Source organism: Sphingomonas sp. (assembly GCF_965248875.1).
Taxonomy (GTDB): Bacteria; Pseudomonadota; Alphaproteobacteria; order Sphingomonadales; family Sphingomonadaceae; genus Sphingomonas.
Genome location: NZ_CBDFKR010000011.1, coordinates 1,877,440 through 1,892,364, shown reverse-complemented (window position 1 = coordinate 1,892,364; position 14,925 = coordinate 1,877,440). Strand labels below are relative to the sequence as shown.

General features: G+C 56.3%; 17 protein-coding genes and 2 pseudogenes. 10 read left to right on the top strand and 9 right to left on the bottom strand.

Annotated elements, in window-relative coordinates; genetic code table 11:
* Positions 1–307: 307 nt before the first annotated feature.
* The 5 genes and pseudogenes from ACP2AD_RS16435 to rpsF form a co-directional block, all read right to left on the bottom strand.
* Positions 308–553: a hypothetical protein gene (locus tag ACP2AD_RS16435; RefSeq protein WP_425231110.1), complete on the bottom strand. Its 246-nt coding sequence runs from the start codon at positions 551–553 to the stop codon at positions 308–310.
* Between the two features lie 182 nt (positions 554–735).
* Positions 736–1,098 (bottom strand): 50S ribosomal protein L9, encoded by a 363-nt coding sequence (rplI, locus tag ACP2AD_RS16430; protein WP_425231109.1) that lies wholly within the window; start codon positions 1,096–1,098, stop codon positions 736–738.
* The gene (locus ACP2AD_RS16425; protein WP_425231108.1) at positions 1,038–1,253 is read right to left on the bottom strand and encodes a hypothetical protein; all 216 of its coding nucleotides are present in this window, start codon (positions 1,251–1,253) and stop codon (positions 1,038–1,040) included. Before ACP2AD_RS16425 ends, rplI begins: the two co-directional genes overlap by 61 nt.
* A gap of 11 nt (positions 1,254–1,264) precedes the next feature.
* Positions 1,265–1,488, bottom strand: a pseudogene (rpsR, locus tag ACP2AD_RS16420) (30S ribosomal protein S18); the annotation flags it as partial.
* Between the two features lie 144 nt (positions 1,489–1,632).
* The gene (gene rpsF / locus ACP2AD_RS16415; protein WP_425231107.1) at positions 1,633–1,995 is read right to left on the bottom strand and encodes a 30S ribosomal protein S6; all 363 of its coding nucleotides are present in this window, start codon (positions 1,993–1,995) and stop codon (positions 1,633–1,635) included.
* A gap of 1,803 nt (positions 1,996–3,798) precedes the next feature.
* Between rpsF and ACP2AD_RS16410 the strand changes: the two genes are divergently transcribed.
* The 3 genes and pseudogenes from ACP2AD_RS16410 (at position 3,799) to fabG (ending at position 5,661) form a co-directional block, all read left to right on the top strand.
* Positions 3,799–4,122 (top strand): hypothetical protein, encoded by a 324-nt coding sequence (locus ACP2AD_RS16410; protein ID WP_425231106.1) that lies wholly within the window; start codon positions 3,799–3,801, stop codon positions 4,120–4,122.
* A complete protein-coding gene (locus ACP2AD_RS16405; RefSeq protein WP_425231105.1) occupies positions 4,119–4,511 on the top strand; it encodes a hypothetical protein in 393 nt (130 codons plus the stop codon). Before ACP2AD_RS16410 ends, ACP2AD_RS16405 begins: the two co-directional genes overlap by 4 nt.
* Positions 4,512–4,950: 439 nt before the next feature.
* A pseudogene (gene fabG / locus ACP2AD_RS16400) lies at positions 4,951–5,661 on the top strand (3-oxoacyl-[acyl-carrier-protein] reductase).
* On the opposite strand, the gene ACP2AD_RS16395 reads toward fabG, so the two are convergent.
* Entirely contained in the window at positions 5,658–5,987 is a 330-nt protein-coding gene (locus ACP2AD_RS16395; RefSeq protein ID WP_425231104.1) for a hypothetical protein, read from the bottom strand. The pseudogene fabG and the gene ACP2AD_RS16395 overlap by 4 nt on opposite strands.
* Before the next feature lie 245 nt (positions 5,988–6,232).
* On the opposite strand from ACP2AD_RS16395, the gene ACP2AD_RS16390 reads away from it, so the two are divergent.
* From ACP2AD_RS16390 to mltG, 5 genes are all read left to right on the top strand, one after another.
* Entirely contained in the window at positions 6,233–6,469 is a 237-nt protein-coding gene (locus tag ACP2AD_RS16390) for an acyl carrier protein (protein WP_425231196.1), read from the top strand.
* A gap of 245 nt (positions 6,470–6,714) precedes the next feature.
* Entirely contained in the window at positions 6,715–7,974 is a 1,260-nt protein-coding gene (gene fabF / locus ACP2AD_RS16385; RefSeq protein WP_425231103.1) for a beta-ketoacyl-ACP synthase II, read from the top strand.
* A 70-nt stretch (positions 7,975–8,044) separates the two neighbouring features.
* Entirely contained in the window at positions 8,045–8,662 is a 618-nt protein-coding gene (locus tag ACP2AD_RS16380) for a hypothetical protein (protein WP_425231102.1), read from the top strand.
* 40 nt (positions 8,663–8,702) lie between these two features.
* Complete coding sequence (locus ACP2AD_RS16375; RefSeq protein WP_425231101.1) at positions 8,703–9,212, top strand: FUSC family protein; 510 nt, start codon at positions 8,703–8,705, stop codon at positions 9,210–9,212.
* Positions 9,213–9,337: 125 nt separating this feature from the next.
* Complete coding sequence (gene mltG / locus ACP2AD_RS16370) at positions 9,338–10,333, top strand: endolytic transglycosylase MltG (RefSeq protein WP_425231100.1); 996 nt, start codon at positions 9,338–9,340, stop codon at positions 10,331–10,333.
* 295 nt (positions 10,334–10,628) lie between these two features.
* Here the strand turns inward: mltG and ACP2AD_RS16365 are convergent, their stop codons facing one another.
* Together ACP2AD_RS16365 and ACP2AD_RS16360 are read right to left on the bottom strand one after the other, a co-directional pair.
* Positions 10,629–11,393 carry a hypothetical protein gene (locus ACP2AD_RS16365; RefSeq protein WP_425231099.1) on the bottom strand — a complete coding sequence of 255 codons (765 nt, stop codon included), beginning with the start codon at positions 11,391–11,393 and terminating at the stop codon, positions 10,629–10,631.
* Between the two features lie 154 nt (positions 11,394–11,547).
* Positions 11,548–11,814: a hypothetical protein gene (locus ACP2AD_RS16360; RefSeq protein ID WP_425231098.1), complete on the bottom strand. Its 267-nt coding sequence runs from the start codon at positions 11,812–11,814 to the stop codon at positions 11,548–11,550.
* A 355-nt stretch (positions 11,815–12,169) separates the two neighbouring features.
* Between ACP2AD_RS16360 and ACP2AD_RS16355 the strand changes: the two genes are divergently transcribed.
* Both ACP2AD_RS16355 and ACP2AD_RS16350 read left to right on the top strand, forming a co-directional pair.
* On the top strand, positions 12,170–12,718 hold the full coding sequence (locus ACP2AD_RS16355) for an OmpA family protein (RefSeq protein ID WP_425231097.1): 549 nt from the start codon (positions 12,170–12,172) through the stop codon (positions 12,716–12,718).
* 100 nt (positions 12,719–12,818) lie between these two features.
* Complete coding sequence (locus ACP2AD_RS16350) at positions 12,819–14,015, top strand: hypothetical protein (protein ID WP_425231096.1); 1,197 nt, start codon at positions 12,819–12,821, stop codon at positions 14,013–14,015.
* On the opposite strand, the gene folD is transcribed toward ACP2AD_RS16350, so the two are convergent.
* Positions 13,968–14,849, bottom strand: coding sequence for a bifunctional methylenetetrahydrofolate dehydrogenase/methenyltetrahydrofolate cyclohydrolase FolD (gene folD, locus ACP2AD_RS16345; RefSeq protein WP_425231095.1), 882 nt, complete (start codon positions 14,847–14,849; stop codon positions 13,968–13,970). The two genes, ACP2AD_RS16350 and folD, sit on opposite strands and share 48 nt — an antisense overlap.
* Positions 14,850–14,925: the final 76 nt, after the last annotated feature.

Below are 14,925 nucleotides of genomic sequence, written 5' to 3'. Positions count from 1 at the left end.
CTGCAAAGGGCTGGCAATGGCCCGGGGCCATCGACTGTGAGCGTGCCATCGAATGCCTTAATGCTTTTTAGTGCATCGAGTGGTGACGATGATGGCGCCCGTTCTGCGGCAATCGCGGCGGCCGGGAATAGCGACCCAGCCTGGGCAGAACGCTGAGGATTGATCTGCGGACGAGGCGGCAGGGCACGTGGGGCCAAGGGCGCAGGCAGCGTTGGGACTGAACCATGCGGCAGGGTGTCGAGGAAACTATGCGGTGCCAAGTTTCCGATAATGGCGCCCAACCCCGCCGCGCCAGCCATCACTTTGCCTAAATCGATCTTTTGCGGAACTCCACCGCAGCTGATGCTCGGTACACGGTGTTCTGACCATTGACGCTGTTGCCGCGATCATCGCTAAGGGCATAGTTGCCGTTAGCGCGGTCGAACGTAACGTGTAAATCGGTCGATACCCCCGTGTGCCTGGTCACGCTGCCATGGCTATTGTTGTTTTTCGGGGTTTCGGGTTTTTGCGGTTGGATGGACTCAACCGGGTCGAATGTGGTCGATTTCGTCATGGTGTTTGCTCCCTGTAGATTGTTTTTACGCAGATCTATGCCTGCCTCATTACTTTACTTGAAAGATATGACAGTTTGATGACGACCAACAAAAAACCCAACCGAATGGCTGGGTTTTTCATTTTCGTGATGCGGAAATAACCTAGGCTTCGGATTCTTCCTCGGCGGTGTTGGCTTCCGGCTCATCGAAACATTTCGGTGTTCGCTTCCGCTTTCGCATCGCCTTTGGCTTCCAGCTCCTGCGCGAGCAGGCCTTCGGCGTTGCGGGCAACCTGTACTTTTACTTTCACGTGAACTTCCGGGTGGAGGTTCAACGTTGCTTCGTATACGCCGAGCGACTTGATCGCGGTGGTAAGGTCGATGAAGCGACGCTCGACCTTGTGGCCGGCTTCCTGAAGCGCAACTTCGACGTCACGTGCAGCAACCGAACCGTAGAGTTTACCATCTTCCGAAGCCTGGCGGATGATGCTGACCGAAAGGTCCTTCATCGTCGCGGCCTGTTTCTCAGCAACCGCTTTGGTCTCCGAGTTCTGTTTTTCCAGCACGGCGCGGCGGCCTTCGAAGACTTGCTTGTTGTCTTCGGTGGCGCGCAGGGCCTTCTTTGCGGCAGGAGGAAGTTACGGGCAAAGCCGTTCTTTACTTTCACCACGTCGCCGACGGAACCGAGGCGGCTGATGCGTTCCAAGAGAATTACATCCATGATCTATACTCCTATGACTGGACGACGTAAGGGAGAAGGGCGAGGTTGCGGGCGCGCTTGATCGCTTGGGACAAGGCACGCTGCTTCTTCGCGGAAACGGCGGTGATACGGCTCGCAGGATTTTGCCACGCTCCGAGATGAAGCGGCCGAGGAGTTTCACGTCCTTGTAATCAACAGTCGGCGCGTTCGGACCGGTGAGGGGGCACGACTTGCGACGGCGGAAGAAGACTTTGCGGCCACCGGCGGCATCGCCTTCGGCACCGGGACGGGCCGGACGGCCTTCACGGTCACCGCCGCCGAAGCTACGGCCTTCACTGCGGCCACCGGCCGGACGGTCGCCACGAGGGGCGCGGGATTGGAAATCGTTCATGGTAGCTCCTTATGCGGCGGAAGTGAGATGGGATTCGTAGCTGTCGCCCGATTTGCTTTGCATCATGACGGTCGGGGTCGTGTCCATCGTGTCGGCACGCACGGTCAAGGTGCGGACGATGTCCTCGTTGATACCCATGTTGCGCTCGAGCTCTTTCAAGGTCGCGGCTTCGCAATCGATGCCGAGCATGGTGTAGTGGCCCTTGCTCATCTTGTTGATCTTGTAGGCGAGCTGGCGCAGGCCCCAGTATTCCGTTTTCACAATCGAGCCTTTACCGTCGGTGACAATCTTGCTCAACGTGTCGGTGAGTTTCTGGACGTCAGCGCGGGAAAAATCCGGACGCGTGACGAAGGTGCATTCGTAAAATGCCATTCTCTATCTCCCATTAACGGCCAGCGCGCTTGTAATTGATTTCCAGGGCCAACTACCCCATGTAGTGGTGTACGGATGACCTATGAATTAAGGTTCCCCCTTCGAGGGAGCCGGGCTTATAGGCGGTGGGAGGAGGATTGGCAAGGGGAAAATGGTAGTAAAAGGGACGTTTTTCTGCCGATTGTCACAAAAACTTCACAAATCTCCCGCGGAACTGTCACGAAACTGTCACATTGGGGTGGTACGTTGGGTGTGTCGACCTACGACACCAAAAAACAACAACATGATGGAGCAAACATATGACTCGACTGAGTACACCTAAACCATTATACTGACCAAGCTGATAGCCACTGCACCTGATTGCCCCTCCTGCCGCATGCAAGCGTGGACCCGTTATACTGCAGCCGCCGCCGCTGTCACGTTATCTTCAATACATTATCGAGCCTGCCGCCCCGGCTAGCTTGCGCTCGCGAGATAACCTAAGCAATGGAGCCAGCGTCCATGGCCACGCTAGCAGCGATAATGCGCCGGGAAGAACGTGGCGACACCCGCGCCAAGACCAATAACCCCGGCCACCTGCCGCGGCGTTTCGACAAGTTCTTTAAGTGCAGGCACTTCTTGCACACATGGTGACCAGTTCCCCGGTGATCCGCAGGGACGGATCACGAAGGATGCGACAAAGACAGGACATCGTGCGGTACGAACCTCTTACGCGCGATCGGCCATCCGCGCGAATGGTATCAATCAGGCGTACGCTGACGCCGTGACCCCAAAAACGGCCTCAAGGCAACATTGACGCTCAGTGAGTAAGCGACCCTCATAGTAAGGGGTATGAGGAGATTACGCGTCAAGAAAGTGCTGAGGCTTCGGGTTTACGTCGTCACCGACGTCACGCGTGAGAAAATCGTGGAGTTTACAAAGCGCAAACCGGCAAATCGCCGCGCAGCTTCCTACGCTGGCTGAACCTAGCGTTTATGATGCCTCCCCGACGGTCAATCCGTGTCATGTTGGCGGCACTGCAACACAGGATGCCTACGCACTGCCCAAGCCTGAAGCAACAGCGACTTAAGAAGCTGCAGTGATTTTGCGGAAGATCCCTGGGCACGTAACTCATTGCATGCTGACTTGCGACAAAATGGCCAGTGGAGCACACGTCCAGAGCTAAATCGGTTACCTCGTAGCGACGGTAGAAGTTAACCAAGCCTCATCTCCTTGACTGAGGAAATTTTTATGACCACCGCACTCGCTATTCAGGGCGTGCCCTGCACATGAGTTCTCAAATAAATCGTTGAACAGCTTAACAGAGCGATCGCCGCTGACGTGATGCTATTCCCCGCTAACCACGGGAAGTCCCCTTGCCCACCATAGTGGACAAATCCGTTGTCGTTCAAACTTTCAGCGCCTCATTGTTAACCGCAATGGGCCGGAAGCGTTTTTGACCGCGTACACAGAATGCGCAACCAGCTGATCATCCCGGGCATCGCTCCCGGCGATCCAGCCGCGTAATGCAGCAGCAACTCTAGGTTAGAGTTTGCTGCAACTGCCGGCATCCCGTGCACGTTGCCCGGGCATTCGACTAGTGCGGAGTATTGCGGCGCTGACGATGCGACGGGTAATATAAGCCGTGCTAAATGCGAAGGAGAAGAAATATGACCACCGCACTTGTATTCCCGAGGCCAAGCAGGTCCCGGTGCCATTGGTATGGGGCAGGGCGGGATGGTCGATACCTTCCCCGAGGCCGCGCGATGGTGTTGGTGAAAGAGATCGTGGACGACGCGCTGCAATTTCAAGCTTTCCGCGCTGATGAAAGATCGAGACCGCGAAGCCATAGCTCGACCGCTACCCAAAACGCCCAACTCGGCGATTATGGCGAAAGCGTCGATTGAGCTGGCATTTGACGTGGCGATGCAAAAGGGCGCGAAGCTGGGCATTGCCGCTCGTTGTCTCCGCTGGGTTCGATCTGCGTCGCCGATGGCACTCACTGCGGCGAAGGTGATGGAAGGCGCATTAACGGGCGCGCAGGTAAAAAATCCGCTAGTGCCGCTCATCGCCAACGTAACGGCGGCACGCCTCCTGGCGCATTCGCGGCAACGCGATGCAAGCACTGCTGGTGCCAGCGGGGCGTGACGGGCATGGTGGCGGTGATTGGCCCGGATAGCATCGAGAAGATGCGAGCGCCATTGTCATCGAAGCGCGTAACCGCGATCGGCCACGGCGAAATTATGCGAGATTGCGGGCTCATCAAGCGCATCGCACCGGAAATACCAGATTGTGACTTTCCGGAAGCGCGCGTGGGACCTGGACGCGTTCGCGATCGAAGGCGGCGAAAGAAAAAGGCCGCCAAGCGGCGGCATTCGCCGCTTGCCGCTTTCCGCATCCGTTTCGATTGCAGCCTGATGGCGCCCAGATCAATCTGCATTGGTGATGCAATGATGGCGGCTAAGCGGTCCTGCATGAACTTAAATCTCCCGCAGTGCCCCTCATTGCGCAACGTGACGCGCCGAGCTGGTTGTTGAGGCGGACCCCGCCTTCATGCAAGGAGCTATTGGTGCAGGCAAGTCGACACTGGCATGGTGCGGCTGGGTGGACAGCGATCGCGCGCATGAAAGGTCATCGGCGTCGGTGCGCAAGTCATGTGAAATCGGCGTTCACGGTTAGTATCGACCGACTTGTCGTGGCTTAATCAAACGCATCGCGCCGTGAGGACGCTTGCCGGCACGGCTGGTGAATATCGGGACGCCGCAGCGGATGCTGCGATGGCAAGTTCAGTAAAGCAGTGGTGAGTCCCCAACCAAGTCATAGCCGGACTTCATGGTACGGCATCCATCTTTTAAGATTCACTGAAGCGAAGACTGGACCTTCGCGCTTGATGAGGCAAGCCGGACAGGTTAGAGAAACGAAAATTGAGAATAGGAGGACATCCAATGAGCACACTTACAGGGAAAAAAGGCACTCATCACCGGCGCATCGGGCGGCATTGGTGGCGCAATCGCCAAGGCGCTAGTCGCTGCAGGGCGCGAGCGTGGCGATTTCCGGCACACGGGTCGAGGCGCTTGAGGCAGTTGAATGTCGGAACTGGGTGGCGTCGCGAAGATCCTGACATGCAACCTGACGGATGCGGTAGCGGTCGATGCGCTGCCGGGGCAGGCGGAAGCGGCGTTGGGCGGGCTGGATATTCTGGTGTGCAATGCAGGCGTGACCAAGGACGGACTTGCGATGCGGATGAAGGATGAGGATTTCGAAAGCGTGATTGCGATCAACCTGACTTCGACATTCCGTTTGAACCGCGCTGTGCTAAAACCGTTCATGAAACAGCGCAGCGGACGCATCATCAATATCAGTTCGGTGGTAGCGGTGATGGGTAATCCGGGCCAAGCGAATTACTGTGCGAGCAAGGCCGGGATGATCGGCATGAGTAAGTCATTGGCGCAGGAAGTAGGCAGCCGCGGCATCACGGTGAACTGTGTCGCGCCGGGTTTCATCAAGACGGCGATGACGGAGAAATTAAACGACGAACAGCAGAAGCGGATCACGGCTAATATTCCTGCCGCACGTTTCGGCTTGCCGGAGGATATCGCGGCGGGGGTGGCCTTCCTCGCGAGCGATGCGGCAAGCTACATTACGGGGCAGACGCTGCATATCAATGGCGGGTTGTTAATGGTCTAGCGTTCGCGCGAGGCTTTACAGAGATTGGGGATGGCATTGACTGGGGCTTGATAGAACCGTGTTCCGTAAAACGCATAACGCAATAAGTTCGAATCTACTTCAAACAAGTTGTACAGCATATGCGCAATTTCCGACTCTTGTGGCTTGCAGATTTTCTCTCCGGCACCATTGATGACAATTGCTGACATATCACCATAACGCACCAACTGATTGCCTTGCTGATCGGTCAAGGTCACAGAATCGGAAGGGATTGCAGACCTGAAGCCTATTCTCGTCAGCAACGAAAAATCAGATTGTTTTGTCAGTATATCTGTACTGTCGGCCATATTTTTATCCAAGTTTGGTATATATATATCTTACCTTCCACAAAACGTGAGTGTGTTAAGCTTTCATGACATTTGCTAATTGGCTGGTTGCAAGCTAGTGACAGGCGCAGGTGGTTGTTATATTCAGTAATATTTTTCTGGCCAAAGCATTCGAGCCTATGGTAAAGCCGCCAGACGTTCCCGAACTGGCCACGATAAACATAAATGCCGCTCGTTCGCTTGATTCACTAAACCATGAGGATTCCATGTCTGATACTGCAGTGCGCGTCAAAAAGATTGTCGTTGAACATCTCGGCGTTGAGGAAGCAAAAGTGACCCCCGAGGCGAACTTCATCGATGATCTGGGCGCTGATTCGCTCGATACGGTGGAACTCGTGATGGCGTTCGAAGAAGAGTTCGGCGTCGAGATCCCGGATGAAGCGGCGGAGAAGATCCAGACCGTAAAGAATGCCATCGATTTCATCGAGCAGAACGCGGCGTAAGCATTACGCTGAGAGATAATTGAAAAGCGCGAGCGAGCGACCTATTTTTAGGAATCTTGCCGCGCTTTTTGTTTTTAAGCCTACTGTTCACAATTATTTGAATTGATCGAAAGCTACCCGCACCGTCATTGGAGCACCTAAGCGAAGCAATCCATCCTGGCCAAATGAAGACAGATGGATCGCCGCGGCCTGAAGGCCTCGCAATGACGGGGTGAGGGTGGAACTAAATAGTCACAGGAGTTTTTATGAACCGTCGCGTCGTCATTACCGGCATGGGCCTCGTCACCCCGCTTGGGCCGAATGTGGACACCACATGGAAGAATTTGATCGCCGGGAAATCGGGTATTACGGCCATCACCAAATTCGACACAAGCGATTTGAAGGCGAAGATCGCTGGCCAAGTGCCGCGCGGCAAGGGCGACGGCGAATTCGATGTCGACCTGCATATCGAGCCGAAGGAACAGAAGAAGATGGACGAATTCATCCATTTCGCGATGGGTGCGGCGGATGAGGCGATCAAGCAATCTGGCATCGACCTGAGCACGGAAGAAAAACGCGTGCGTGCGGGCGTGATGATCGGTTCCGGTATCGGCGGCTTGCAGGCGATCGAGGAAACAGTGCTGATGATGAAGGAACGCGGGCCGAGCCGGGTGTCACCGTTCTTTATTCCGGCCTGCCTAATCAATCTCACGAGCGGCCAGGTGAGCATCAAGCACGGTCTGAAGGGCCCGAACCATTCAGTAGTAACGGCGTGCAGCACAGGGGCGCATGCAATCGGCGATGCGGCAAAAATTATTGCGCGTGGCGATGCGGACGTGATGGTCGCGGGTTCGGCGGAATCGGCGGTATGCCGGATCGGCATCGCGGGGTTCGCGGCGGCGCGGGCGCTCTCGACGAGCTATAACGAGACGCCGGAAAAAGGCTCGCGGCCGTGGGACCAGGGCCGTGACGGCTTCGTGATGGGCGAGGGGGCGGGCATCGTGGTACTTGAGGAATACGAGCATGCAAAAGCGCGCGGCGCGAAGATCTTTGCCGAGTTCGGCGGTTATGGGATGACAGGCGATGCGTATCATATTACCTCACCGAGCGAAGATGGCGATGGCGGTTTCCGCAGCATGCAAATGGCGCTCGCGGATTCCGGTTTGAAGGCGGAGGATATCGGCTACATCAACGCGCACGGTACGAGTACGCCGAAGGGGGACGAGATCGAGGCAGGTTCGGTACGCCGCCTGTTCGGCAATACCACGGTGAGCATGTCGAGCACGAAATCGGCGATTGGGCACCTGCTCGGCGGGGCGGGTTCGGTTGAGGCGATCTTCGCGGTGCTGGCGATGGTGCACGGGGTATTGCCGCCGACGCTGAACCTTGAGAACCCAAGCGAATCGGTCGCGGGCATGGACCTTGTGCCGTTGAAAGCCAAGGAAAAAAAGGTAGAGGCGGTGTTATCGAACAGTTTCGGTTTCGGCGGCACGAATGCAAGCCTGATCTTCAAAAAGGTGGCCTGAATCTTCACGTAACTGTCACATTATCCCCAGGCTTCCCAATATATATTCTCTTAAACCTTTGGAGGATAGCATGAGTGAAGCAATAATGAATACCGAAACAGGGCGGCTGGAAGGCGAGCGTGCTGCAAAGATCGCAAAGCGTTGGAATGAATTAGCGAGCGGCCGTAGGCACAGTCGTCGTCGTTACTGCGATGAAATTCCCGGGGTCGACGCGGACGTTCCGCCGCCAAAATCTTATATTGATGCGATCAGAGCGCATTCGATGAATGATAATGGCGAGCTCACTTACCCGCAGGAAATCGTATTCGCCGCCACGGTGGAAAAGCGTTTGAAGCGCTCGCCGTTGCAAAACCTCTCCGAAGGCGGCATTACGAACGTGGCGTTCGATCCGGATAAACAGGGCGGGATCATGATGTCGATCGAGTATGGCCACAGCAAAAACGACGGTTTCCTGAAAGACCTCGAAATCAAAGAATTCGGCGTTAAGGTCGATGCGTTGATTGCGAAGGCCGGTTCCGGCCAAGTGACGCGTACCGGGAATGCAGTTGCCATCCGTGGCGCGGATATGGAGCAAGTCATGGCGACGACCAATCACCTGATGGAATCCGTGACTCAGAAAAACACATTGAGACCGCAGGATTACCAGATCCGTCCGCAGGATTTCGGAATCAGCGTCGTCCAGCGTTAATACGGTTTACTTTTGACCGCGGATGATTAGCGTGCATGGCATGCCGATCACCTCCCATCACAAGAATATTGCGCTCTACATGGTGAAGTGCGTCGTCGGGTTCGTGGCGATCATGGGCGTAGGGGCCGCGTTTTCGATTCCCGATGTGACGTGGGTCGTCATCTCCATGCTGCTGGTGCTGTCGCCGGATAGTAAGGAGGTGATCCCGCTCACCACGACGCGTATCAAGGCGAACCTGGTGGCGAGTTTCATCAGCGTCGCGTGCGTCTTTCTGGTGCCGAACGTGACACTAGCCATCTGCATCGCCATCATCATCACTATCCTGGCCTGCGAATTGCTGAATTTGATGAGCGCGAGCCGTCCGGCACTGGCGGCGATCGTCATCGTCTCGCTGCATCCGGCGGGTGTGCATTTGTGGAGTACCGCGCTCGAACGCGTAGCGGCGGTGGCAGCGGGATGCATCATGGGGCTGTTGCTCACGTTCATTTTTCACCGGCAACTGCATTTCCGCCAGCGCATCCTTGGTAGCGGGCTGGGCGGCGATGCGTGATCGCAAGCGCGGCGATGATTGGTTTCTGGCCGCCCCCCCGGACAATCCTCGTTTACTTTCTTCACGCGTAACGATAGCTCTCAGGAATGAGAACATTACTCCTCAGCATCATCTTCGTCACTGCGTTGAGCGTACTGGGCTTCACGTTCTACAGTATCTCGGCGTACCGCACGCCGGGGCAGTATACAGCGACGACGGTGATCATTGCGCCGCATACAGGCGTGCGGCAGACCTTGGCGCAATTACATGACGCGGGCGTTATGCCGCCGACGCTGATGACGGCACTGCCGGTCGTTATGTCGCATCAGTATTCAGCATTGAAGGCAGGGGAATATTATTTCATGCCGGGACTCAGCCCGGCACAGGTCATCGGGCAGATCGTCCGTGGCGACATCGTGATCCATAAGGTGACGATCCCCGAAGGCTGGAATGCCTATCAGGTGCGCGCGGCGCTGTTGGGGGAACCTTTGCTCGCGGGCGAGGTGCCGCCAATCATCGAAGGCAGCGTGATGCCAGACACGATGCGTTTTACCCGCGGTGAAGCACGCGCGGTGGTGCTGGCGCGATTGCAGAAGGAACAGGCAGATTACCTGGCAAAGGCGTGGGAAGGTCGCGCGGCGGATTTGCCGGTGCATTCAGCGGAGGAAGCGCTGGTGCTGGCTTCGGTGGTGGAGAAGGAAACGGGCGTGGTGGATGAACGGGCGATGGTGGCAGGTGTGTTCATCAACCGTCTGCGCGCGGGGCAGCTGCTGCAGTCCGACCCGACGGTGGTGTATGGCATCGAGCTGCTGCAAGGCGGCGCCCCGATGGGGCGGCCGCTATCGAAGACGGACCTGGTGACGGATACGCCGTATAATAGCTATACGCGCCCGGGATTGCCGCCGACGCCGATCTGCAACCCCGGCAAGGCCGCGATCGAGGCGGCGCTGCACCCGGCCCAGACGGATGCATTGTATTTCGTGGCGACGGGAACGGGCGGGCATCATTTCGCCGCGACGCTGGCCGACCATGAAAAGAACGTTGCCGCTTACCATGCGGTGCGCGGTGACGAGCTGGTAGTCGTGCCGGTGAAGCCGGTTGCGGTGAAGAACGTAATAGTCAGGAAGGCCAGGAAACGCTGATTACTTGCCGCGGACTTGCGTCTGGGTGGGCAGGTTCGCGCCGGCAAGGGCAGCACGGGCATCCCCCGCGAGGGTGTCGAAATCCGCAGTCGTTACCCGATGCGCACTGGGATCTCGCTGGGCGCGTGCGGCACTGTCTATAACGTCTTTGGCCAGCTTCGCCGCGAGCTCAGGATTATTGACCGTTGCGTGCGCTGGCTGGCCATTCGGACCTTTGGCACTGTAATCATAGACTTCGAGTGTAGGGGCCTGCCCAACTTCCTGCCGCACCCACCTGGCCTCTAAAAAAGCTCGATCACGACGCTCGGCAGTTATGTCTGTGCGCGAGGAAAAGACGAAACCGCCCGTCGGATTTCTGATGGAAATAAATGTCGCAATCGCCGGGCGCAACCGTTGGCCCTTCTGCAAAACCCTGAATAGCCTCAATTTTTTCGGGTTGGCCGAAGGGTGCGTTTTTAGATAAGCGGGTTGCTATGTATATACCGCTTTTACCCTCATCAGGACGCGCTCGTGTAAAATATAGCTCTAGTTCATCCCCGGAGACGCCAGCCGCATAATCAAGGTCATCCTTGGAGTTAATCTCACCCAGTATCTTGGCCGAGTCCGGATCACGCATAAAAGAACCCGTCGCCGTTCTATGGGCAACAACGAGTTCCGAAATATCCATGCTGCCAATAAGAGGCTTATGATTGTCGGTAAAATACAGGGTCTGTCCGTCGCTACTCACTTCGGAGTCCATGTTGAACCAGAAGGTTTTGTGGCGGCTAACGTCGCCTTGCAGGAGATGCACCCCCAAAACCCCAGCCTGTGACCACTTCCCAGTGAATATCGTAGACTTGTCGGCGGCATAGGATCGCGGCGAGGTGAAGAAGAGGTTCCCGCTCTGGTCCATTGTGGGGACACCTTCAAGCGCATCTGTGTTTACGCCGCCGACCCTGCCCAGATACTGAAAGGTCAGTCGATCAAGCTTTGTCGCATAATGAAGGTCGGTATTCTGGGAGTCCTCGTTTAGGTTGTTAAAGAACATAGTCATGCCGTCACGAGTGATGAATGGCTCCATCGCGTCACCTTCATAGCCGCGGATTGTTACCATCACCGGCGGGTCGAACAATGCTGTGCTACTGGAGGATGCGCTTGAGGTCGCGGCGGCTAGTAACGCACACGCGAGAAATCCGCCGGTCGCAAATTTATATATCCGCGGAAACATCATGGATTTAAGCCGGGTGAGTTTGCAGGGAATGGCTTCGGGTTTTTGCGATATACTGGCGGCCCGATTGCTCGATGCCGACACTGACTTGCGTGCTTTTAGGATCCCGATTGAGAGAAACATCGACGTTGTCGCCCGTTGAGTTTTTGCCAAACGCAAGGGCTTCGGTACTCTGCACAGCAGGACTGGTGATGCTGCGACGATCAACGCCGTTCGTACTTACTTGCATCGTGCCGTTGCGGGCGACTCTTGCTACATCCTGATTGTCGGCCATGGGCTTAATCCTTTCAGTTCTTGTTACTGATAGTACTGGAAAAAAGTTTAAGAATCTTTAAATTAAACGTTACGGGATGCTTATTTCATCCGACTCTGGCAATCACGGCCAATAGCACGAATAATTTCTTTTCTTCGCATATTTTTCATTGAGTTAAACATCAACGGTTGGGTCAGCCACAGCTGTGGTAAAGTTGCAACAGGTGGGGGGTCATCGTGGCTTAGCAGGCCCCTTGAAGCACACATTATTTGCATCTTACTGGCGAATCGGCAGATATGATCGCGATGCACTGCTCAAGCGCCCTGCGCGATGTGGTGTAGCGGTTCACTACTTATAACAGCTTAAGGAAATCATCATGAAACTTCTCAAAACATCGACGATTCTGGCAGCCGCAAGCGTACTGGTGATGGCAGCATCGGCAAGCGCAGCGTTTGTCACGAAAGATTACGTTCGCACCGTTGGCGGTAGCCCGGTCATGACAAAATTCGGCGACTGCGTTCTCACGAAATGGGATGCAGCTTCGGGTAAATGCGGCGCTGTTGTCGGCAGCGAAATGCGTACTGTTTACTTCAACTTCAACAGCTCGTCGTTGACGCCGGCTGCGAAGACGAAGCTGAACACGCTGGCTGCTTCATTGCGTTCGAACCATGTATCGGCCGTAAGGATCGTCGGTTATGCTGACATCATCGGCACCGAGAGCTACAACCTGCGCCTGAGCCAGAAACGGGCGAATACCGTTGCAGCGTACCTGCGTGGTAAAGGCATCAAGGTGACCGGTCGTTCGGAAGTACGTGGCCTCGGTGAGACCTCGTCGAAATCCGAGTGCTCGGGCGTCGCCAAGGGCAAAGCCGAACAGGCGTGCCTGTGGCGTGACCGCCGCGTGGAAGTCGAGATCGTCAACTAACGATTTTGATTCCCAGCAAAGAATGAAAGGGCTCCCAAGTGGGAGCCCTTTTTTTTCTGGCTGTCATACCGTTGTCATATGCAGCTGTTATTATCTTACGATGTTAGTGAAATTGAACCGTGAAGAAGGCAAGCCGCCCGAGCTAGAGCGGGTAAATCCGGCGAGCCTGCATTACGAGCCGGGACGTCGCCGCGTGATCCTTTTCCCCGGAGAAGGGGTGAGCGACCAGGCGGGAGCCCGTTTACTGATAGGGTCATTCAAATACATCGAGCAGGCGCTGACGAGCGCCCGCGCGCAGCAAGCAGAGCCGGTCGATATCTTCCTCAATACCTACGAAATACCGTATGAAGATTTCGGCGCGCAGCACGCGCATTACCGGATGGAGCGTCAGCCGCAGTCCCACTACGGGCGTCTCGCCGCCCAGTTCGCGGTATTGCCGATGCTGCTGGGCAAGGGCGAGCGACTCAGCGACCTGACGCCCGAGATGTTGAAACAACGTTTCAGCTCGCTAACCCTGTTCAGCCATAGCTATGGTTCCATCGCCGTGCAGGATACGGCCGACGTACTGGTGTCCGAGCTGAAACGCCTCGGTTGGCAGGATGCGGTGATCGCGGAGACAATGAAGGAACTGGTCGAGATCAGTGTCGCGCCGATCGCCCGCGGCGATTTTCCGGCCCCGAACCTGACCAAATTTTACTTTACCGGCACCAACGATATGACGGCGATCCATCGCATCCGGAGCGTGAATTCAAAGCCCGAGACACTTCTGCCGATTTTGAAAGCCAGCGGCTATGGCACCGCGGCGAGCGTCATAGCCGCGCATGCGGACGTAGTGGCGGACAGGCAATTACTGGCGGAGATAAAGGAAAAAGTGACGCAGCGGCGGAATCCGGATCGCATGCCCCGCCCGACCATCCAGCGGCTACCCGCGGGATATGTGCTGAGCGGCCTGCTGCCCGAGGACGAGATTCGCTGGATCGAAGAGAATTCCAAAGGTGAGCAAGTTAACCGGCATTTGCATGTCAGTGATTATTCCCAGGATAGCATCGTGCATGATCCCCGCACATTCCTGCATAGCGACCATAAGCTCGGCGAATGCCTGATCAATGTGGCGAATAATGCGGTGATGCGTGAGCCGGGCATCGGCGACGCGCATCAGCTTCTGATGACGACGGAACTCACGCGTGGACAGCTGCATACGCGCCTTGAGAATCACAAGCGTGTTGAGCCCTTCATCAGTCAACGTGCCCTAGCCGAGAGGAAAAGCCACCCCATGGATAGCGCACGCGGCCTGTAGGGTGTTGCGCAGCAGGCAGGCGATGGTCATGGGGCCGACCCCGCCAGGCACGGGAGTAATGAATTTCGCGAATTCTGAAGCGGCGGTGAAATCGACATCGCCGACGAGCTTGGTCGTGCCATCCGCTTTGGCGACGCGGTTGATGCCGACATCGATGACGGTAGCGCCGGGCTTGACCCAGTTGCCCTTAACGAATTCCGGCTTACCGATCGCGGCCACGAGAATATCGCCGCGGCGAGTTTCCTGCGACAGGAACTCGGTGCGCGAATGGCAGATGGTGACGGTGCAGGATTCTTTCAGCAGCAACTGCGCCATCGGCTTGCCGACGATGTTGCTGCGCCCGAGGACAACGGCATGTTTACCGGCAAGGCTGCTCCCGAGCTTGTCTTTCAACAGCAGAATGCAGCCTAGGGGCGTACAGGGGACGAGGCCGTCCTGACCGACGGCGAGCTTGCCGGCATTGATTACGTGAAAGCCGTCGACATCCTTTAACGGGTCGATGGCGTTGATGATTGCCTGGGCATCGATATGATCCGGCAAGGGAAGCTGGACGAGGATGCCGTGGACGTTAGTATCGGCGTTGTAGCGCGCGATCTCGATAAGGAGTTCGGCTTGCGTGATGCTGACTGGCAGGATCTTCTCGAAGGAAGCGATGCCTGCCTCCGCGCAGGCTTTGCCTTTGTTGCGGATATAGACCTGGCTGGCCGGATCCTCGCCGACGAGAATGACGGCAAGGCCGGGGGTGACCGATGCTTTGACGGTTTTTACGCCGTGAGCGACCTGTTTGCTTAAATGCGCAGCGAAAGCTTTGCCGTCGATGATCTGGGCCGTCATGTTCTTAACCAAATTGTCATAATTCACATCGTTTAATGTTGTAATAGGGGGCTGAATAGCAATCTAGGCGAAAATT